The 18,247-nt window shown below is 68.4% G+C and carries 17 protein-coding genes and 1 tRNA gene; 9 read left to right on the plus strand and 9 right to left on the minus strand.

The window, feature by feature from the left end:
• Positions 1 to 39 precede the first annotated feature (39 nt).
• Positions 40 to 124 (minus strand) — tRNA-Leu (locus AC07V5_RS22250).
• A gap of 91 nt (positions 125 to 215) precedes the next feature.
• On the opposite strand from AC07V5_RS22250, the gene cysM reads away from it, so the two are divergent.
• The 3 genes from cysM to AC07V5_RS22265 are packed head-to-tail and all read left to right on the plus strand — an operon-like array spanning position 216 to position 1,883.
• Positions 216 to 1,112: a cysteine synthase CysM gene (gene cysM, locus AC07V5_RS22255; RefSeq protein WP_495117888.1), complete on the plus strand. Its 897-nt coding sequence runs from the start codon at positions 216 to 218 to the stop codon at positions 1,110 to 1,112.
• The gene (locus AC07V5_RS22260; RefSeq protein WP_495117889.1) at positions 1,109 to 1,651 is read left to right on the plus strand and encodes an NUDIX domain-containing protein; all 543 of its coding nucleotides are present in this window, start codon (positions 1,109 to 1,111) and stop codon (positions 1,649 to 1,651) included. The genes cysM and AC07V5_RS22260 overlap by 4 nt, the downstream gene beginning before the upstream one ends.
• A gap of 4 nt (positions 1,652 to 1,655) precedes the next feature.
• Positions 1,656 to 1,883, plus strand: coding sequence for a sulfurtransferase TusA family protein (locus AC07V5_RS22265; protein ID WP_495117890.1), 228 nt, complete (start codon positions 1,656 to 1,658; stop codon positions 1,881 to 1,883).
• 63 nt (positions 1,884 to 1,946) lie between these two features.
• Here the strand turns inward: AC07V5_RS22265 and galU are convergent, their stop codons facing one another.
• Entirely contained in the window at positions 1,947 to 2,831 is an 885-nt protein-coding gene (galU, locus tag AC07V5_RS22270; protein WP_495117891.1) for a UTP--glucose-1-phosphate uridylyltransferase GalU, read from the minus strand.
• A gap of 85 nt (positions 2,832 to 2,916) precedes the next feature.
• On the opposite strand from galU, the gene AC07V5_RS22275 reads away from it, so the two are divergent.
• The gene (locus AC07V5_RS22275; protein WP_495117892.1) at positions 2,917 to 3,864 is read left to right on the plus strand and encodes an NAD(P)-dependent oxidoreductase; all 948 of its coding nucleotides are present in this window, start codon (positions 2,917 to 2,919) and stop codon (positions 3,862 to 3,864) included.
• On the opposite strand, the gene AC07V5_RS22280 is transcribed toward AC07V5_RS22275, so the two are convergent.
• Positions 3,858 to 6,671: a valine--tRNA ligase gene (locus AC07V5_RS22280; protein ID WP_495117893.1), complete on the minus strand. Its 2,814-nt coding sequence runs from the start codon at positions 6,669 to 6,671 to the stop codon at positions 3,858 to 3,860. The two genes, AC07V5_RS22275 and AC07V5_RS22280, sit on opposite strands and share 7 nt — an antisense overlap.
• A 103-nt stretch (positions 6,672 to 6,774) precedes the next feature.
• Positions 6,775 to 8,463, minus strand: coding sequence for a CocE/NonD family hydrolase (locus AC07V5_RS22285; RefSeq protein ID WP_495118023.1), 1,689 nt, complete (start codon positions 8,461 to 8,463; stop codon positions 6,775 to 6,777).
• Positions 8,464 to 8,873: 410 nt separating this feature from the next.
• On the opposite strand from AC07V5_RS22285, the gene AC07V5_RS22290 reads away from it, so the two are divergent.
• From AC07V5_RS22290 to AC07V5_RS22305, 4 genes are read left to right on the plus strand one after another with little or no spacing between them, the layout of a single operon-like run.
• Complete coding sequence (locus AC07V5_RS22290; protein ID WP_495117894.1) at positions 8,874 to 9,329, plus strand: Spy/CpxP family protein refolding chaperone; 456 nt, start codon at positions 8,874 to 8,876, stop codon at positions 9,327 to 9,329.
• Complete coding sequence (locus tag AC07V5_RS22295; protein ID WP_495118024.1) at positions 9,329 to 9,655, plus strand: ATP-binding protein; 327 nt, start codon at positions 9,329 to 9,331, stop codon at positions 9,653 to 9,655. Before AC07V5_RS22290 ends, AC07V5_RS22295 begins: the two co-directional genes overlap by 1 nt.
• On the plus strand, positions 9,633 to 10,346 hold the full coding sequence (locus tag AC07V5_RS22300) for a response regulator transcription factor (protein WP_495117895.1): 714 nt from the start codon (positions 9,633 to 9,635) through the stop codon (positions 10,344 to 10,346). Before AC07V5_RS22295 ends, AC07V5_RS22300 begins: the two co-directional genes overlap by 23 nt.
• The gene (locus tag AC07V5_RS22305) at positions 10,346 to 11,425 is read left to right on the plus strand and encodes a HAMP domain-containing sensor histidine kinase (RefSeq protein WP_495117896.1); all 1,080 of its coding nucleotides are present in this window, start codon (positions 10,346 to 10,348) and stop codon (positions 11,423 to 11,425) included. Before AC07V5_RS22300 ends, AC07V5_RS22305 begins: the two co-directional genes overlap by 1 nt.
• On the opposite strand, the gene AC07V5_RS22310 is transcribed toward AC07V5_RS22305, so the two are convergent.
• From AC07V5_RS22310 to AC07V5_RS22325, 4 genes are all read right to left on the minus strand, one after another.
• Positions 11,422 to 12,921: an amidase gene (locus AC07V5_RS22310; protein ID WP_495117897.1), complete on the minus strand. Its 1,500-nt coding sequence runs from the start codon at positions 12,919 to 12,921 to the stop codon at positions 11,422 to 11,424. The genes AC07V5_RS22305 and AC07V5_RS22310 overlap by 4 nt on opposite strands.
• Before the next feature lie 64 nt (positions 12,922 to 12,985).
• Positions 12,986 to 13,768 carry a VPLPA-CTERM sorting domain-containing protein gene (locus AC07V5_RS22315; protein WP_495117898.1) on the minus strand — a complete coding sequence of 261 codons (783 nt, stop codon included), beginning with the start codon at positions 13,766 to 13,768 and terminating at the stop codon, positions 12,986 to 12,988.
• A 202-nt stretch (positions 13,769 to 13,970) separates the two neighbouring features.
• Entirely contained in the window at positions 13,971 to 14,948 is a 978-nt protein-coding gene (locus AC07V5_RS22320) for a GMP reductase (RefSeq protein ID WP_495117899.1), read from the minus strand.
• 146 nt (positions 14,949 to 15,094) lie between these two features.
• On the minus strand, positions 15,095 to 16,084 hold the full coding sequence (locus AC07V5_RS22325; protein WP_495117900.1) for an ADP-ribose pyrophosphatase: 990 nt from the start codon (positions 16,082 to 16,084) through the stop codon (positions 15,095 to 15,097).
• Positions 16,085 to 16,144: 60 nt separating this feature from the next.
• Between AC07V5_RS22325 and AC07V5_RS22330 the strand changes: the two genes are divergently transcribed.
• Positions 16,145 to 16,906, plus strand: a complete 762-nt coding sequence (locus tag AC07V5_RS22330) for a DeoR/GlpR family DNA-binding transcription regulator (RefSeq protein ID WP_495117901.1) — start codon at positions 16,145 to 16,147, stop codon at positions 16,904 to 16,906.
• Here the strand turns inward: AC07V5_RS22330 and AC07V5_RS22335 are convergent.
• The gene (locus AC07V5_RS22335; protein WP_495117902.1) at positions 16,893 to 18,215 is read right to left on the minus strand and encodes a DUF3422 family protein; all 1,323 of its coding nucleotides are present in this window, start codon (positions 18,213 to 18,215) and stop codon (positions 16,893 to 16,895) included. The two genes, AC07V5_RS22330 and AC07V5_RS22335, sit on opposite strands and share 14 nt — an antisense overlap.
• Positions 18,216 to 18,247 lie beyond the last annotated feature (32 nt).

The following is an 18,247-nucleotide window of genomic DNA, read 5'->3' on the forward strand; positions in this document are numbered from 1 at the left end:
ATTTGAGTGTATGACAGCGTCATCGCTTGCTGCTTCGCCTGGTGCCCGGGGCCGGACTCGAACCGGCACACCTTGCGGCGGGGGATTTTGAGTCCCCTGCGTCTACCGATTTCGCCACCCGGGCCCGTCGGAAACAGCATCGCGCTTTGCACGCGAGGGGCGGATTATGCACTCGACAAGGCTGGTGTTTTGATCCCGCTGCCACAATGGCCCGCATGAGCTACCCGACCCTCGAAGACGTCATCGGTGCAACACCCCTCGTGCGCCTGCAGCGACTGCTCGGCGACGACGCGCGCGGCAATGTGATCCTGGCCAAGCTGGAAGGCAACAACCCTGCCGGCTCCGTGAAGGACCGGCCCGCCATCAGCATGATCAAGCGCGCCGAGGAGCGCGGCGAGATCAAGCCCGGCGACACGCTGATCGAGGCGACCTCGGGCAACACCGGCATCGCGCTGGCCATGGCCGCGGCCATCCGCGGCTACCGCATGGTGCTGATCATGCCGGAGGACCTGTCCATCGAGCGCGCGCAGACGATGAAGGCTTTCGGCGCCGAACTCATCCTGACGCCCAAGACCGGCGGCATGGAATACGCGCGGGACCTGGCCGAGCAGATGGCGAATGAAGGCAAGGGCCGCGTGCTGGACCAGTTCGCCAACGCCGACAACCCGCGCGTGCACTACGAGACGACCGGCCCCGAGCTTTGGGCGGACACGAAGGGCCAGATCACCCACTTCGTCAGCGCCATGGGCACCACCGGCACCATCACCGGCGTGTCGCGCTTCCTGAAGGAGAAGAACCCGGCCGTGCGTATCGTTGGCGCCCAGCCGGCCGAAGGCTCGCGCATCCCGGGCATCCGCAAATGGCCCGAGGCCTATCTGCCCAAGATTTACGACCCCAGCGGCGTGGACGAGCTGGTGCTTGTCAGCCAGAACGATGCCGAGGACATGGCGCGGCGCCTGGCGCGCGAGGAAGGCCTGTTTGCGGGCATCTCGGCGGCTGGAGCCTGCTGGGTGGCGCTGCAGATCGCGCGCCGCGTCGAGAACGCGACGATTGCATTCATCGTCTGCGACCGCGGTGACCGTTACCTGTCCACAGGCGTCTTTCCCGCATGAAGCCTTATCGCTTCTGTCCGGACTGTGCGACCGAACTCGCGCTCATCACGCAGGCCGAGGACGGTGGGGACAAGGAACGGCTGCGCTGCCCGGCCTGTGGCTTCACGCACTGGAACAACCCGACGCCGGTGCTGGCCGCCGTCATCGAATGCGTGGACCGCGATGGCCATGTTCTGCTGGCCCGCAACGCGGCCTGGCCGGGGCGCTTCTTCGGCTTGATCACGGGCTTCATGGAGTCCGGCGAGACGCCGGAGGAAGGCATCCGCCGTGAAATCGCCGAGGAGACTTCGCTGGAGGTCGATCGTTTAAGCCTGCTGGGCGTCTGGGACTTCCAGCGCATGAACCAGATCATCATTGCCTACCATGCGGCGGCGCGCGGCGAGATCCGGTTGTCGCCCGAACTGGCCGAGTACAAGTTGATTGCGCCCGAGGACGTGCGCTGCTGGCCTCAGGGCACCGGCCAGGCGCTGGCGACCTGGCTGCGCTCACGCGGCATCGAGCCGAAGTGGCTGGACCTGACGGACATGAAGCGAGAATGAGCCGATGGACGTTCAACGTGAACTAGACACGCGGGGGCTGAATTGCCCTCTGCCCATCCTGAAGGCCAAGAAGGCCCTGGCCGAGATGCTCAGCGGCGAGCTGCTGCGGGTCGTATCGACGGACCCGGGCTCGATGCGCGACTTCCAGGCCTTTGCGCGGCAGACGGGCAATGAGCTCGTCGAACAGAACTCGTCGGCCGACGAGTTCGTTCACGTCCTGCGCAGGCGCTGAGGGCTCTGGTCAGTTGGGGACAGAGCTACTCGCTACGCTCGGGCGAGTCTGTCCCGCAAGGCTTTAGAGATTCAAGCCCTGCAGGAATTCCTTGAAGCCCGGGCCTAGCTGCGGGTGGGCCAGCGCCAGTTCGACGTTGGCCTGCAGGAAGCCTTCCTTGCTGCCGCAGTCGTAGCGCTTGCCGTCGTAGCGATAGGCAAACACCTTTTCGCGGCGCAGCAGGCCGGCGATGCCGTCGGTCAGCTGGATCTCGCCACCCACGCCGCGCGGCTGGTTGGCGATCTCGTGGAAGACGCCCGGCGTCAGGATGTAGCGGCCGGCCACGCCCAGGCGTGAGGGCGCCGCCTCGGGAGAGGGCTTCTCGACGATGCGGTTCACGTCCATCAGCTTGTCGTTGACCTGGGTACCAGCAACGATGCCGTAGCGGCGGGTGTGCTCGGCCGGCACTTCCTGCACGGCGAGGATGGAGGCGCGCCAGTCGGCGAACTGCTCGACCATCTGCTTCAGGATAGGCGTCTCACCCACCATCAGGTCGTCCGCCAGCAGCACGGCAAACGGCTCGTTGCCCACCAGGCGCTGGCCGCACAGCACGGCATGGCCGAGACCGAGGGCCTGGGCCTGGCGCACGTAGATGCACTCCATGTCGTCGGGCTTGACGCTGCGCACCACCTCCAGCAGATCGTGCTTGCCGGACTGCTCCAGCGCCACCTCGAGCTCGAAGGTCATGTCGAAGTGATCCTCGATGGGGCGCTTGTGGCGGCCCGTCACGAAGATCATCTCGCGCACACCAGCGGCATAGGCCTCTTCCACCGCGTACTGGATCAGCGGCTTGTCGACGACCGGCAGCATCTCCTTGGGCTGGGCCTTGGTGGCCGGCAGGAAGCGCGTGCCGAGGCCGGCAACCGGGAAGATGGCTTTGGTGATCGGCGATTTGGACGAAGAGGCCATGAACGTAAACTCGTTTGACGGGGGCGCGCGGATTCTGTCATGCGAGGTGTGACGGTCTGCGTAGGACGCCTACCCGATCCCCAACATGACAGTCCTGATCCTCGAACCGCTGGAAGCCGAAGTCGTGCAATGGCTTGCCGAGCGCCACGACGCGCGCTTTGCGCCTGAGCTCGTGGGTAATTTCGAGGGCCTGCTGGACGCGCTGCAGGATGCGCGCGCGCTCGTCGCCCCGCCAGAGGTGCGCATCGACGCCGCGTTGCTGCGAGCCGCGCCGGCGCTGCGTGCCATCGGCCGGGCCAGCGGTGGCGCCGAGAACATCGATGTCGAGGCCTGCCGCAAGGCCGGCGTGGAGGTCGTGCGGTCGCAGACGTCCACCGCGAGCGCCGAGGCCGAGTTCGCCATCGGCGCGCTGCTGAGCCTGCTGCGCCGCGTGCCCATCGAAGGCAGCGACGGTCTCAAGGTGGGCCGGGAGCTCGGCTGCTCGACGATAGGCCTGCTGGGCCTGACGCCCACGGCCCAGGTGCTGACTCAGCTGCTGCAGGCCTTCGGCTCGCGCGTCATCGGCTACGACCCCGCCATGCATCCGAGCGACTTGACCTGGGCGCGCTGGGGCATCGAGTCCGTCAGCCTGTCGGAGCTGGTCGAGCACAGCGACGGGCTCGTGCTGATGCTGCCGTTCTTCGAGCGCTTTCGTGGCCTCATCGGCGAGCGCCAGCTGGAAGGCGCCAAGCCGGGGCAGATTCTCGTGGGCTTGAGTCAGTCGGGCCTGCTGGACGACGTGGCGCTGGCACGCGCGTTGCGCAACGGCAAGCTGCGCGCCGCCTGGTTCGATTGTCTGGAGCCGGGCTGGCTGGAAACCGGCCGGCCGCTGCACGGCATCGGCACACTGCAGGTGACGCCGCGGCTGGCGGGCACGACGCGTGAGTCACGCGTGCGCGCAGCCTGGGCCGTGGCGCGCGGCATCGACGACCTGCTGGCGCCAGCGCCGGCGGGCAACAAGGCCCAGCCGGCCGCTGCCATCGACTTTTACTGAGGCAGGCGCGCCAGCTGCTCGCGCAGCCGCACCACCGTTTCCTTGAAGCCCGCCACGCGGGCGCGCTCCTGCTCGACGACAGCCGCCGGCGCGCGGGCCACGAAGCTCTCGTTGCCCAGCTTGGCCTCGGCCTTGACGATCTCGCCTTCCAGGCGCGTGGCTTCCTTGGTCAGGCGGGCGCGCTCGGCCTCGACGTCGATCTCGACCTTCAGCGCCAGCTTGGCGGCGCCGTACACCAGCACCGGTGACGTGGCACTCTGCTTCGCAAATTCGGCCTCGTCGGCGATCAGTTCGACAGCGCTGAGCTTGGCCAGCACCTTCAGAACGGCGGCGGCTTCGCTCAGGAACGACAGGTCGCCGCCCACCAGCAGCGGCACGCGCTCGGCGGGGCTGAGGGCCATCTCGCTGCGCAGGCTGCGCGTCGTACCGACAACGTCCTTGAGCTGAGCCACCCAGGCGTCGGCGGCCGGGTCGATGCGCTCCGGCTGGCTGACCGGGTAGGGCGCCTGGCCGATGAAGTCGGTTGCCTTGCGGCCAGCCACGGGAGCGACGGTCTGCCACAGCTCCTCGGTGATGAAGGGCGCGATGGGGTGCAGCAGGCGCAGCGTCGTCTCCAGCACGCGGATCAGCGTGCGGCGGGTAGCGCGTTGCTGCGCTTCGTCGCCGGTCTGGATCTGCACCTTGGCGATTTCCAGGTACCAGTCGCAGTACTCATCCCAGACGAAGCTGTAGACGGCATTGGCGACGTTGTCGAGGCGGTACTCGGCAAAGCCTTGGGCCGCGGCCGCTTCCACGCGCTGCAGTTCGCTGGTGATCCAGCGGTCGGCCTGGCTGAACTTGTTGTAGCCCGGCGGGCAATGGCCTTCGGCGTGCGCGAGGCCGCAGTCCTGGCCCTCGGTGTTCATCAGCACGAAGCGCGTCGCGTTCCAGAGCTTGTTGCAGAAGTTGCGGTAGCCCTCGCAGCGCTTGGTGTCGAAGTTGATGTTGCGGCCCAGGCTGGCGTAGCTGGCCATCGTGAAGCGCAGCGCATCGGCGCCGTAGGCCGGCATGCCTTCGGGGAACTCCTTCTTCACGCGCGCCGCCACCTTGGGTGCCGTCTCGGGCTTGCGCAGGCCCTGCGTGGACTTCTGGATCAGCGTGTCGAGGTCCACACCCTGGATCAGGTCCACCGGGTCCAGCACATTGCCCTCGCTCTTGCTCATCTTCTGGCCCTGCGAGTCGCGCACCAGGCCGTGGATGTAGACGTCCTTGAACGGCACCTGGCCGGTGAAGTGGGTCGTCATCATGATCATCCGGGCGACCCAGAAGAAGATGATGTCGTAGCCGGTCACGAGCACGGAGGACGGCAGGAAGAGCTCCTGCTCCAGCGTCTTCTCAGGCCAGCCGAGTGTGGAGAAGGGCACCAGCGCCGACGAGTACCAGGTGTCCAGCACGTCGGGGTCGCGGGTCAACTCACCGAGGTAGCCAGCCGCCTTAGCGCGGGCCTGCGCTTCTTCCTCGCTGCGCGCGACGAAGAGCTCACCACCCGTGCCATACCAGGCCGGGATCTGGTGGCCCCACCACAGCTGGCGCGAGATGCACCAGTCCTGCAGATTGCCCATCCAGTGGTTGTAGGTGTTGACCCACTGCTCGGGGTGGAACTTGACCGCGCCGGTCTTGACGGCGGCGATGGCCTTGTCGGCAATGCTCTTGCCGTCGGCACTCGGCTTGGTGACGGCCACAAACCACTGGTCGGTCAGCATCGGCTCGATGACCTGGCCGGTGCGCTCGCAGCGCGGCACCTGCAGCTTGTGCTTCTTGACCTCGACGAGCAGGCCTTGCGCTTCCAGGTCGGCCACCACGCGCTTGCGGGCGACGAAGCGGTCCAGGCCGCGGTAGGTCTCGGGCGCGTTGTCGTTGATCTTGGCCTGCAGGTCCAGCACCGCGATCATGGGCAGGTTGTGGCGCTGGCCGACGGCGTAGTCGTTGGTGTCATGCGCGGGCGTGACCTTGACGACGCCGGTGCCGAACTCGCGGTCCACATAGTCGTCGGCGATGACCGGGATTTCGCGGTCAGTCAGCGGCAGCTTCACCAGCTTGCCGATCAGCGCGGCATAGCGCTCGTCCTCGGGGTGGACCATGACGGCCGTGTCGCCCAGCATGGTCTCGGGGCGGGTCGTGGCGACCACCAGCGAGCCTGAACCGTCCGCCATCGGATAGCGGATATGCCACAGCGAGCCGTCTTCCTCTTCGCTCGTCACTTCCAGGTCCGACACGGCGGACTGCAGCACCGGGTCCCAGCTCACGAGGCGCTTGCCGCGGTAGATCAGGCCTTCCTCGAACAGCCGCACAAAGGTCTCGACGACGACGCCCGAGAGCTTCTCGTCCATCGTGAAGTACTCATGGCCCCAGCTCACCGAGTCGCCCAGGCGGCGCATCTGGCCGGTGATGGTGTTGCCGCTCTCCTGCTTCCAGTCCCAGACGCGGGCGACGAAATTCTTGCGGCCCAGGTCGTGACGGCTCTGGCCCGCGGCCTGCAGTTGGCGCTCGACGACGATCTGCGTGGCGATGCCGGCGTGGTCGGTGCCCGGCACCCACAGCGTGTTGTCGCCCTTCATGCGGTGGTAGCGCGTCAGCGAGTCCATCACCGTCTGGTTGAAGGCGTGACCCATGTGCAGCGTGCCCGTCACATTGGGCGGCGGCAGCTGGATGCTGAAGGAAGGCTTGGCCGTGTCCAGGGTCGGCTCATAGAGGCCGGCGGCTTCCCACTTGGGGCCCCAATGGGCTTCCAGGGCGGCGGGTTCGAAGGACTTGGCAAGTTCGGTCATCGCGGCGTCGCCCGCTGTGAAGCTGGGGCGAAAAGAGGGCTTTTCGGGGGTCCGCGATTGTAGGGGGCCGCCTCAGGGACATCCCAAGGCGGCCCCGGGCGCATCAGCGCGTCTGCAGCTTCAACTGCAGCGGGCTGCCGGAGGCGAAGTCCAGCGCTATGTCGAAGCGCTCGCCGGCGCGCACCGGCGGGCCGTAGAGGCTGTCCTGCGTGTCGAACACCAGCACCAGGCGGTGGCCGGCCGGCACGTCGTAGCCGGTGGCGACCATGTCGAAGCTGAAGTCCTGCGACTGGCCCGGCGTGGCCGCATGCACGGCACGGGCGCCATGGGTGATCAGCGTGCCGAAGCCCACCAGGTCGACGTCATAGAGGTAGGCCACCAGCATGCCGCGCTTCTGCGACGGGACGGCCTTCAGCTTGAGGGCCGGCACGCCACGCAGCTTGAGCGGTTGGCTGAGCCAAGGGCCCTCGTAGCGCACGCCAAAGGCCGGTAGCACCGTGGCCAACTGGTTGATGACGGGCAGGCCGACGCTCTCGGCCAGCGGCGACAGCACGGGGATGGGACCGGTGGTGGCCGTGGTGTCCAGCGCGTTGCCGATGCTGTCGCTGCCGCTGGTGGCACGCTGGCCGATCTGCAGCTCGCCGCTGAAGCCGCGCCAGCACAGGCAACTCAGCTCCCAGCGCACGGCGCCGCGTGGCGTGAGCTGGTAGTCCAGGTTTCGCAGTTCCGGCGCCGGCCAGCTCGACAGCGTTTCGCGGTAGCCGGCGAACTTGGGTTGCAGGGACACCTTGGGCTCGTTCTCGATGCCGTTGGCTTTGCCCTTGAGCCAGCGGTCGAACCAGCGGTGGGCCTGGTCCCAGATCGCGTTGTCCACATCGAACAGCGCGCCGGGGATCTCGGCCGAGGCGTGGATGCCCGGTTGCAGCATCAGCTTCTTGGGGCCGGTCAGCTGGCTGAACATGGCCAGCGTCGAGTTGGGCGAGAACATGTCGTCCTGCCAGTTCTTGCCGATGAAGACCGGCGCGCCGCGCTGGTTGATGGCGGCCACCACGCTGCTGGGCGAACGTGGCAGCCCCCAGGCCGTGATCTCGGCGAGCTTGGAGGCCGGCGTGTCGGGGTTCTGGATGGCGGCGTTGTACTCGGCCACGATGGGGTCGAGCCGGCCGGTCAGCTGGCCGGAGATCTGCAGGATGTCCAGCCAGGTCGGGTTGGGCACCTGGTTGCGGTACATCTGGTCGAGCAGCGTCGCCCAGCCCGACAGGGCCACGGCGGTTTTCAGCCGCGGCTCGGCACCCAAGGCCAGCAGGGACAGGCCCGCGCCGTAGGAAATGCCGGCGGCGCCCACGCGGGCCGGGTCGGCCGGTGTCTGAGCCAGCGTCCAGTCCAGCACGCCGGTGACGTCGGCCACGTCCACGGGGCCGGCCACGCCGATGGTGCCTTCGGAGTCCCAGAAGCCGCGGGCCGTGTAGGCCACGGCGATGTAGCCGTCACGGGCCAGACGTTGCTGCTGGCCCAGGTATTCGAAGAAGTCGGCCACGGCCCAGCTGGTGACGAAGATCACCGTCGGGTATTTGGTCGCCGAGCCGTTGCTGGCGCCGGCGGGCAGGAAGACGTTCGCGGCCAGCCGCACGCCGTCGGGCCGCGTGACCTTGAGCCCGTTGAGGAAGCAGGTGCCGTCCCTGGGCGAGATCACGCCGGGCATGGCGAGAGGCGTGGTGTAGGTGGCGGCCTCCAGCGGCGTGGCGGCGCGGCAGCTCAGGTTGGCGGCCTGGACGTTGCCCAGGGCCAACATGCAGCCCAAAAGGGCGGCTCCCCGGGCGGCGCGGTGGCGCCAGCCCTGCATAGAAACGTTCATGGCTTGTCTCCATCGGGGTGAAATGAAGACGGTCGGCTTCCCCGATAAAAGCACGACCGTTCGTTTTATTTTTCGAGGTCTGGGCCGGCGGCTGCCTGGGGAAATCCCGCCCGCCACGCTTGACGTTGTGGCGGCGGAACGATCGTGCGGGTTTGGGGAGAGCGAGGCGCTGGCAAGACGTGCTAGGGGCCAACGCGGGCCACGCCCTCTGCCGCACAGGCCCCGGCCTGCCGCGACGAAACAAAACGAAACCCGGCGATACCGCGTCGAGATGCTCTGCGCGGTGCTAACCGGAATCATGAGTGCCATCCCAACCACCGGGTCTCGAGCGCCCACGGAACACCACCATGAACTTTTTTCGTCGCTGGCACGCCCACCACGAATTTCGCCACCACTTTGGGCACGGCCATCACGGCCACCATGGCCATTCTTTCGGCCGCCATGCTGACGCTGATGGCTTCGCCGAGCACCTCCTCGCACGAGTGGGCGCCAAGCTGGACCTCGACGAAGAGCAGCAGCGCCGGCTTGGCGACTGGTTCGGGCAGCTCCAGAACCAGCGCGACGCGCTGAAGGGCCTGGCGCGCGGGCCGGAACTGGTCGGCCTGATCGCCGGCGAGCAGTTCCCGCGCGAGTCGGCCCAGCAGCTGCTGGACGCCAAGCTGGACGCGATGCGCGCCGCCGGACCGAGCGTCATCAGCACCTTTGCCGAGTTCTTCGATTCGCTGGACAACGAGCAGCGCCAGGTGCTGCGCTTCATGATGCGGCGCTTCGGCCACTCGCGCCGGCATGGCGACGCCGCGTGATGGACGTCCACTGCGGCAAGCAGCCGCGCGGCCGCTTCGTGCCGCACATCGACCGCAACCGCTGCGAGGGCAAGGGCGAATGCATCGCCGTCTGCCCCTTCAACGTGTTCACGCTGGGCAAGCTGCCTCCCGAACAGCGCCAGGGCCTGAGCCTCTTCGGCAAGCTCAGGGGCATGGCGCATGGCTGGGAGCAAGTCTTCACGCCCAATGCCGCCGCCTGCGAGGCCTGCGGCCATTGCGTCAGTGCCTGCCCGGAGAAGGCCATCACCCTGGTGCGAGCCCCCGTGCACAATCTTTCGCAACATGCACCGACTGCTGCTGATTGACGACGACGAGGCCCTGGCCGGGCCGCTGACGCAATACCTCGCCCGCTTTGACCTGCAGCTCGAGGCCGTGACCCGGCCCAGCGCTGCGCTGGCACGTCTGGCCGTGGAGCGTTTTGACGCGCTCATCCTGGACGGCATGCTGCCCGAGATGGATGGCTTCGAGTTCTGCAAGCAATTGCGTGCCAGCAGCGAGGCCTGGCGCGACATGCCGGTGCTGATGCTGACGGCGCGCGGCGACCTGACCGACCGCGTCGTCGGCCTGGAGCTGGGTGCTGACGACTACCTGCCCAAGCCCTTCGAGCCGCGCGAGCTGGCGGCGCGGCTGCAGACCATTCTGCGCCGCACGCGCTTTGCGCCAGCGGCCGCGCCTGCCGTGGCCCAGCCCGTGAGCAAGCTCTGTTTCGAGGGCCTGGAGATCGACACGACGCGCCGCGAGGTGAAGTGCGCCAGCGGCCTGGTCGAGCTGACCGGCACCGAATACGAACTGCTGCTGATGCTGGCCCGCGAGCCTGGCCGCGTGTTCTCGCGCGACGACATCCTGAACCGGCTGCGCGGCCAGGAGGCCGAGCTGTTCACGCGCGCCGTCGACATCCTTGTCAGCCGGCTGCGCCGCAAGCTGGAGCCGTTGGCAGCGTTGAAGACCTTGCGCAATGCCGGCTACTGCTTCGCGTTGCCGGAGCGTGCATCCTGATGAGGCCCAACCACCCCTACGACCATCAGTGGCGAGAGCGCAAGCGCCGCAAGCAGCGCCGGATGGAGCTGGCCATCAAGCGCGACATGCACTGGCATTGGCGCGCCCGGCATCGCTGGCATCAGCGCTGGCACCGGCATCACGCGCGGTTCAAGTACTCGCTTGTCGCGCGGTTGATCGCGGTCTTTCTCGTGCTGGCCGTGGCCAGCAGCGTCATCCTGTGGGGCTCGATGGGCAGCGCCTACGGCCTGCTGTGGGCGGTGCCGGCTTTGCTGCTCGTCACGGGCCTGGCGTTCGGCGCGATCCGCCACATGGTGTGGCCCTTGCATGCGCTGGCCACCGGCGCCGAGGCTTTCGGCCGCGGCGAGTTTTCGCACCGCGTGCCGGTCATCCATGGCGACGAGATCGGCGACCTTGCGCTGCGCTTCAACCAGATGGCCGCGGACATCCAGGCCATGCTGGACGGCAAGCGCGCGCTGCTGCTGGCCATCAGCCACGAGCTGCGCAGCCCGCTGACGCGGGCGCGCCTGCACGCGGAGCTGGTGGGGGAGGGCGATTCGCGCGACGCGCTGCTGGAGGAGCTGGCGCAGATGCGCGACCTCATCACGGCGCTGCTGGAGAGCGAGCGCCTGGGCAGCGGCCATCAGGCGCTGCAACTGGCCGACTGCGACCTCGCTGCGCTGGCGCGGGAGCAGGCGCGGCCGGGCGTGGAGTTGCACATCGAGCCCGACTTGCCGGTCCTGAAACTGGACCGGCTGCGCGTGCAACTGCTGCTGCGCAACCTCGTGCACAACGCGCTGCGCCACAACGACGCGGCGCTTGGCGCGGTGCAGCTGAGCCTGAGCCGGGCTGGTGACGGTGTGCGCCTGATGGTGCGCGACTTCGGGCCCGGCGTGCCGCCCGACGCCTTGCCCAACCTGGGCCAGCCGTTCTATCGCCCCGATGCCGCACGCACCCGCGTCGAGGGCGGCGTGGGCCTGGGGCTGTGCCTGTGCCGCCTGGTGGCCGAAGCCCATGGCAGCCGGCTGGAGCTGCGCAACGCCGAACCGGGCTTCGAGGCGGCCGTGCGCTTGCGCTAGGAGAAGGCGGGCGGCAGGCGGTCGAACCAGGGCTGGGCGGCTTCAAGCTCTGCGGCCAGTTGCAGCAGCAAGCCGTCCTGCCCCGGCGCGGCGACGAACTGCACGCCCAGCGGCAGGCCGTCGCTCGTCCAATGCAGCGGCAGCGAGATCGCCGGCGTGCCGGTCAGGTTGGCGAGCTGCGTGAAGGGCACATGGCGCAGGCTGTCGGTGGCCATCTGCTGCACGACGCCGTCGAGCAGGCCGGCGCGCTTGAGCAGGCCCAGCAGGCCGGAGGCGCGCAGCACGCCCAGCACGGCGATCTGCAGCGGCGGCGGGTCGCCCGTGCCGTGCAGCACGGGCGGTGAAGCGAGCGTGGGTGTCAGGTAGAGGTCGTAGCGCGAGTGCAGGGCGCCCAAGGCGCGCGTGTAGTCGTTCCAGCGCAGCAGCTCCAGCGTCAGGCGCTCGGCGCTGGTGGCGCGGCCGAGCGTGGCGATCAACCGGGTCAGCGGCTCGAAGCCAGCCTCGCTGGCTCTTTGAGCCACGGTGCGGCTCACCGCCGCCGCGACCTGGCTGAAGTAGATGTGCAGAAAGCTGTTGGCCAGTGCGGGGCCGTCGATGTCGGGGCTGGCCGGCTCGACGACGTGGCCCAGGCCCTTCAGCACGGAGGAGGCGCGCTCCACGGCGAGGCGTGCCTCGTCGTGCACAGGCGTACCGATGGGCGAATCCGCGCACCAGCCGATGCGCAGCCGGCGCAGCGGAGCGCGCATCTGGTCGATGAAAGGCGTGGCCGGCACCGGCAGGGCAACGGGGTCGCCGGGTTCGGGGCCGCTGAGGATGTCGAGCGCCAGCGCGGTGTCGCGCACGCTGCGCGAGACGACGCCCTCGCAGCAGGCGCCGAACCACACCTCGCCCGCGCCCGGCCCCACCGACACCCGGCCACGCGAGGGCTTCAGGCCGACGAGGCCGCAGCAGGCGGCCGGGATGCGCAGCGAGCCGCCGCCGTCGTTGCCTGCCGCCATCGGCACCACGCCCGCCGCGACGGCCGCAGCCGAGCCACCGCTGCTGCCACCCGGCGTGCGGCGCACGTCCCAGGGGTTGCTGCTGCGGCCAAAGGCCAGCGGGTCGGTGACGCCCTTGAGCCCCAGCTCGGGCGCATTGGTCTTGCCGAAGATGACGAGGCCGGCTCCCAGCATGCGCCGCACGACATGGGCGTGCTCGCGTGGCGGCGGCAGGGTGGAGATGGCGCGGCTGCCCCAGCTGGTGGGCACGCCGGCGTAGTCCTGGGCCACGTCCTTGATGAGCCAGGGCACGCCGGCCAGCGCGCCGCTGCCGATGCCGCGCGCCAGCTGTGCGCGGGCCTCGGCCTCCATCAGCCGGCAGACGGGGTTGAGTTGAGGCTGGACTTCGGCCAGCCTGGCCAGCGCCAACTCGAGCAGGCGGTCTGCGCTGACCCGGCCGGCCGCGACCTCGGCCGCGAGCGAAGTCGCGTCGTGTTGGCGGTAGTGCTCGAAGTCCATGGAAACAAAAAGGCGGCCGTCGTGCGAGGGCCGCCTGGAGTGTGAACGACGACAGGCTGTTTTGTCAGACCGCCTTGCGACGCCTGGCGAGCGCCGCGAGGCCGGCCAAACCCGCCGCCAGCAAGCCGGCGCTGGCCGGCTCCGGGACCGGCACGGCCACACCGGCCGTGTTGGCGTGCACGCCGAAGTTCAAATTGCCGGTCTGCGATGTGGCGGTCAAGTTGGCGAACGCCGTCTGCATCTGTGTGGGCAGCACCTGGTAGGTACTGCCATCGGCATAGAAGTTCAGCCAGGCGACGCTGGAGCCGTGGAAGGACTGGTCAGTGCTGTAGATGTGCATCCCGACGGCCGCAATGGCGGTTTCTCCCGCGGCGGCGGTGGCCTGCAGGATGGGCGCATCAGCGCTCAGTACCAGCAGCGTGTTGGCGGTGAGCGTGAAATAGAACGAGTTGCTGCCAGCGTCGGCATAGCTGCTGTTGCCGGCACTTGACGTGGACGAAACCGTGGCGCCAGGGGCCGCGCCGCCCGTCAGCGAGCCGGCGAAGACCTGGCCAGCGGTGGCGTTGGCGCCGCTGCCCCAGGTGAACGGGCCCAGCGCGCTGCCGGCGGAACCCCAGAAGTAGTCGCCTGCGGACATCACGCCGCCGAGGAAGATGGACGAGCCGACGTAGCCGTCACCGCCGCTCGTGAGCGTCACGCCAGCGGTGATGCCGTCCAGCGGGTCCAGGTCGATGACACGCAGCTGCACGTTGGTCAGCGTGGCGCTGGCGGTAGCGGCTTGGACGCCTGCGGCGAAGAGCAGGCCGCTTGCGGCGAGCAGATGGCGGATGGCTTGACGGCTGAACATGACACTCCCTTGGCGTGGCGTGGAACCGTGCTAATTGCACGGTTGCCTGTGCCACGAAGGATAGCCGCGGGGAAAGAGGGGCTTGACCCCCGCATCCCAGGGCCGGGTTGACCCGAGGGGCATGGATTGCATGAACGGGTGCTCGCCAGCGTTTTGGCTGCGCCCTCCCGGGCTTGCCGAAACGCCAGGACACGCTCGGCTGCTACATGAACAGGTGTTCGCCCGCGTTCTCTCCACCCAGGATCACGTAGTTCACCTTGCGCAGGTCCGACAGCTGCGTGCCGCCCGCGTAGGAGATCGAGCTCTGCAGGTCTTCCTGCATCTCGCGCAGCGTGTCGCCGAACTTGCCCTTGACCGGCTCCAGGATGCGCTTGCCCTCCACGTGCCGGTACTCACCCTTGTTGAAGTCGGACGCCGAGCCGTAGTACTCCTTGTAGAGCTTGCCGTCGACCTCGACCGTCGTGCCGGGCGACTCTTCATGGCCGGCGAACAGCGAGCCGATCATCACCATGGACGCACCGAAGCGCACGCTCTTGGCGATGTCGCCGTGATGGCGGATGCCGCCGTCGGCCACGATGGGCTTGGTGGCCACGCGCGAGCACCACTTCAGCGCCGACAGCTGCCAGCCGCCGGTGCCAAAACCGGTCTTGAGCCGCGTGATGCAGACCTTGCCCGGGCCGACGCCCACCTTGGTGGCATCCGCGCCCCAGTTCTCCAGGTCGATGACGCCCTCGGGTGTGCCGACGTTGCCGGCGATGACGAAGGTCTCCGGCAGCTTGAGCTTGATGTGGCCGATCATGCGCTGCACGCTCTCGGCATGGCCGTGGGCGATGTCGATGGTCAGGTAGTCGGCGCCCACGCCCTCGGCGGCGAGCTGGTCGACCAGCTCAAAGTCCGCCGGCTTCACGCCAACGCTCAAGCTCACCAGCAGGCCCTTGTCCCGCATGTCCTTGGCGTAGGCCAGGCTGTCGAGGTCGAAGCGGTGCATCACGTAGAAGTAGCCCTCGCGGGCCAGCATCTCGGTGATGGGTTCGTCCACCACGGTCTTCATGTTGGCAGGCACGACCGGCAGCTTGAAGCGGTGCGGGCCGAACTGCACCGAGGTGTCGCAGTCCGAGCGGCTTTCCACGCGGCAACGGCGTGGGAGCAGCAGGATGTTGTCGTAGTCGAAGATTTCCATCGTTCAAGTTCACAGTTGCGGCGCGCGTTTGGCAGTGCGCGACCTGGGCTGCGAGCGCTTGACTTGGCTCTGCCGGCTTTTTGCCCACCCGCTTTTCGAGCGGGCAAAAAAAACCGGACGCCAAAATTTGGGCCCGGTGATTGATTCTACGCAGTTGGTGTTGCCATTGAAGCCATGTCGTAGTGCACCCCCAGGCCACGGGTCAATGCGGCCTTGACCATGGCGTCGGCGCCCACTGACGCACCACCGATGCGCAGCAGCAGGTCGCAGCGTTCCAGCAGGGCCTGGGCGTGGGGGTGGAAGTAGCGGTCCCAGGTCGCATCGCCGCGTTGGCCGCCGGCGGCTTCGATCAGCGGCAGCGTCACCCATTCGCCCAGCACGGGCACATGGCCGAGGGCCGCGACCTGCACAGCGGCGTCCTGCATGGCTTTGACGTTGGCGGCGATGGCGTCCTCGCGGTCCCCAGTGCCGCTGCGGTAGGGGCCAGCGATGAAGACCAGCAGCGGCCCGGGCTTGGGCGACGGCCCAAAGACATGCCGCTCGGCCCAGCGCAGCAGCATGATGGTCTTGGCATCGACGATCTCGCCGGCCTCGACCTCGCGCATGGCCTCGTCGAAGCCGAGCTCGAAGCGGGCGATGTCCTCGCCCTCATCCACCAGGCCGCCGCCGTTGCCCACGATGTCCGCGTCCTCGTACTCGGCGGCGAAGAAATGCAGCTTCTCGGTCACCGAGCCGGGGCTCATGTAGGCCTCGAACAGCGGCTGCGGCTCGCGCACCTGCACGCCGGCTTCCTGCTCGGCCTCGGCGCGGATGCAGCTGACCGGATCGGCCGCGTCCAGCAACCCGGCCACGGCTTCCACCATCAACTGCTGCCACCCGTTCACGAAGACGGGATAACGGAACTGCCGCGTCAGCAGCACGCGGCGGCGGGTGCGCTGGTAGAGCAGGAGGGTGGCGCCGTTGCCGCGGTCATAGGTCTCGCGGTTCTGGGTTTGCCACTGGCCGTTACTGCGCAGGAAGTCGAAGCGCGTCGTCTTCAGCGTGTACCAGTTGTCCGACAGCAGCCGTTCTTCCTGCACCCGCACCCGTTCGGGCAAAGGCAGGTTGGTGATGCGTGAATCGATCTGTGTTTGCATGATGTTTCCTGAATTCAAAACAAATCATGCAAAATAACGCAAAACCATGCAACCCCACAGATGCTGACCGAACAACGCCAACTGGCCATCCTGGAAGAACTGCAACTCCACGGCCGCGTGCTGGCCCGTGAACTGGCCGAGCGCCTGCAGGTGTCGGAGGACACCATCCGCCGCGATCTGCGCGACCTGTCCACCCGTGGTGCGCTGCAGCGTGTGCATGGCGGCGCGTTGCCGGTGTCGCCGGCGCTGGCCAACTTGGCGCGGCGCAGCAGCATCGCCGTGGACGAGAAGCGCGCGTTGGGCCTCAAGGCGGCTTCGCTCGTGTCCGACGGCCAGCTCGTCTTCGTCGATGGCGGCACCAGCACGCTGGCCATGGTTCAGCAGCTGCCGGTCACGCTGCGCGCGACCGTGGCCACGCACAGCCCGGTCATCGCTGCGGCGCTCATCGAGCACCCGGGCGTCGAGGTGCTGGTGCTCGGCGGTCGGCTCTTCAAGCATTCCGGCGTCGCCGTGGGCGCGGGCGTGGCGCAGGCCATCCAGTCGCTGCGGGTGGACTGCTATTTCCTGGGCGTGACGGGTGTAGAGGCCGGGTTCGGCCTGTCCACCGGCGACGCCGAGGAAGCCCAGGTCAAGGCGCTGTTGATGGCCAGCGCCGCCGAGACCGTGCTGATGGCCAGCAGCGACAAGCTCGGCAAGGTGTCTCCGTACCGCGTGGCGCCGCTGTCGGCGCTGGCCACGTTGATCGTCACGCCCCAGGCCGACCCGGCCGCGCTGCAGGCCCTGCGCGTGCCGGGCCTGGAGATCCTCGTCAGTGGTGGTTGAAGATCTTGCGGTGGATGCGCCGCGTCGTCTGCCAGACGGCCAGCAGCACGAAAGGAATGGCAGCGCCGGCCGCCAGTTCGGGCTGAACCGGCAGCCAGCCCTCGGCCTTCAGGGCCTTGAACCCGTAGAGCATCAGGCTGACGACGTAGTAGGTGATGGCGGCCAGCGACAGGCCCTCGACGGTGGCCTGCATGCGCAGCTGGGTGCGCTGGCCTTCGCCGAGCTGGGCCAGCAACTGCTGGTTCTGCGCCTCGGTGGCAATGTCGACACGTGTGCGCAGCAGGGCGCTGGCGCGTGAGATGCGCTGCGACAGCCCGGCCAGGCGTTGCGCCGTCGCATTGACCGTCGCCATGGCCGGCGAGAGCCGCCGCTGCATGAACTCGCCCAGCGACTGCGTGCCCGCCACCTTGCCCTCGTGCAGTTCGAGGATGCGCTGCTCGACGATGGCCTGGTAGGCCTGGGTCGCGGCAAAGCGGTATTGGTGCGAGGCCGTTGCGTGCTCGATGCGGGCGGCCGTCGAGATCAGGTCGTCCAGCAACTCGGCCTCCGACGCGCCGCGCTTTTCCAGCCGCGCGGTGATGCTGGCCAGCGTGGCCTCCACCTCGGCCAGCGTCGCGCCCAGCGACTTGGCGGCGGGCAGGCCGCGCAGGGCCATCAGCCGGTAGGTCTCCAGCTCCAGCAGGCGCTGGCAGATGCGGCCGGCGCGGGTCTCGGGCGTGCCGGGCTCGGCCAGCACGACGATGTGCTCGAAGCCCGTGGCACGCAGGCAGAAGTCAGTCACCACCAGGGAGTGAACATGCAAGGGCCCGCCCATCGTCGACGCGACGACGGCATGCGCGCCGAACCACGCCCGTGCCTCGGCCAGTGCGCTGGGCGCGAACGTCAGCGGCCGCTCGATCATGACCAGCTTGATGGCCGCGATGGTGCGCCCCGGGATGCGGCCCAGCCACTCGGTGGCAACGCGCAGGGTCAGCGAGTCCAGGGTCTGCGCGCTGGGTTCTGCGTCGGCGGGCAGCGGCTGCACCACGGCGTAACGGGTGAACTCGGCATGCCGCTCCCACTTCAGCGAGAACTCGCCGCAGCGCAGGCGCAAGAAGTTCGCGTTCAGTGCCTCCTCGGGCAGGGCGTGCTGGCCGGGCAGGCGCTGCAGGTGCGTGTGCTCCTGCGCCCGGCTGACGCCGTCGTTCAGCACGGCGACGTGCACGATGACGGCCGGCAGCCGGATGCGCGCCGGCGGCCGGGCGTGCACCTCGTTGTGCAGGGCCAGGCGCAGGGCGTCGTCGGGAGGGAGCAGGCTGTCTTCGTGCATGGGTCCAGGGTAGTGCGCTGCTGCTGCACCAA

This window comes from Roseateles sp. GW821-FHT02E12 (genome assembly GCF_059421665.1).

Coding starts and splice junctions, on each gene's coding strand:
- AC07V5_RS22305 (WP_495117896.1), top strand. CDS start 10,346: ATGAGGCCCAACCACCCCTACGACCATCAGTGGCGAGAGCGCAAGCGC.
- AC07V5_RS22300 (WP_495117895.1), top strand. CDS start 9,633: ATGCACCGACTGCTGCTGATTGACGACGACGAGGCCCTGGCCGGGCCG.
- AC07V5_RS22260 (WP_495117889.1), top strand. CDS start 1,109: ATGAAGCCTTATCGCTTCTGTCCGGACTGTGCGACCGAACTCGCGCTC.
- AC07V5_RS22310 (WP_495117897.1), bottom strand. CDS start 12,921: ATGGACTTCGAGCACTACCGCCAACACGACGCGACTTCGCTCGCGGCC.
- AC07V5_RS22325 (WP_495117900.1), bottom strand. CDS start 16,084: ATGCAAACACAGATCGATTCACGCATCACCAACCTGCCTTTGCCCGAA.
- AC07V5_RS22330 (WP_495117901.1), top strand. CDS start 16,145: ATGCTGACCGAACAACGCCAACTGGCCATCCTGGAAGAACTGCAACTC.
- AC07V5_RS22290 (WP_495117894.1), top strand. CDS start 8,874: ATGAACTTTTTTCGTCGCTGGCACGCCCACCACGAATTTCGCCACCAC.
- AC07V5_RS22295 (WP_495118024.1), top strand. CDS start 9,329: ATGGACGTCCACTGCGGCAAGCAGCCGCGCGGCCGCTTCGTGCCGCAC.
- AC07V5_RS22285 (WP_495118023.1), bottom strand. CDS start 8,463: ATGTTGGCCCTGGGCAACGTCCAGGCCGCCAACCTGAGCTGCCGCGCC.
- AC07V5_RS22275 (WP_495117892.1), top strand. CDS start 2,917: ATGACAGTCCTGATCCTCGAACCGCTGGAAGCCGAAGTCGTGCAATGG.
- AC07V5_RS22280 (WP_495117893.1), bottom strand. CDS start 6,671: ATGACCGAACTTGCCAAGTCCTTCGAACCCGCCGCCCTGGAAGCCCAT.
- AC07V5_RS22315 (WP_495117898.1), bottom strand. CDS start 13,768: ATGTTCAGCCGTCAAGCCATCCGCCATCTGCTCGCCGCAAGCGGCCTG.
- AC07V5_RS22335 (WP_495117902.1), bottom strand. CDS start 18,215: ATGCACGAAGACAGCCTGCTCCCTCCCGACGACGCCCTGCGCCTGGCC.
- AC07V5_RS22320 (WP_495117899.1), bottom strand. CDS start 14,948: ATGGAAATCTTCGACTACGACAACATCCTGCTGCTCCCACGCCGTTGC.
- AC07V5_RS22265 (WP_495117890.1), top strand. CDS start 1,656: ATGGACGTTCAACGTGAACTAGACACGCGGGGGCTGAATTGCCCTCTG.
- galU (WP_495117891.1), bottom strand. CDS start 2,831: ATGGCCTCTTCGTCCAAATCGCCGATCACCAAAGCCATCTTCCCGGTT.
- cysM (WP_495117888.1), top strand. CDS start 216: ATGAGCTACCCGACCCTCGAAGACGTCATCGGTGCAACACCCCTCGTG.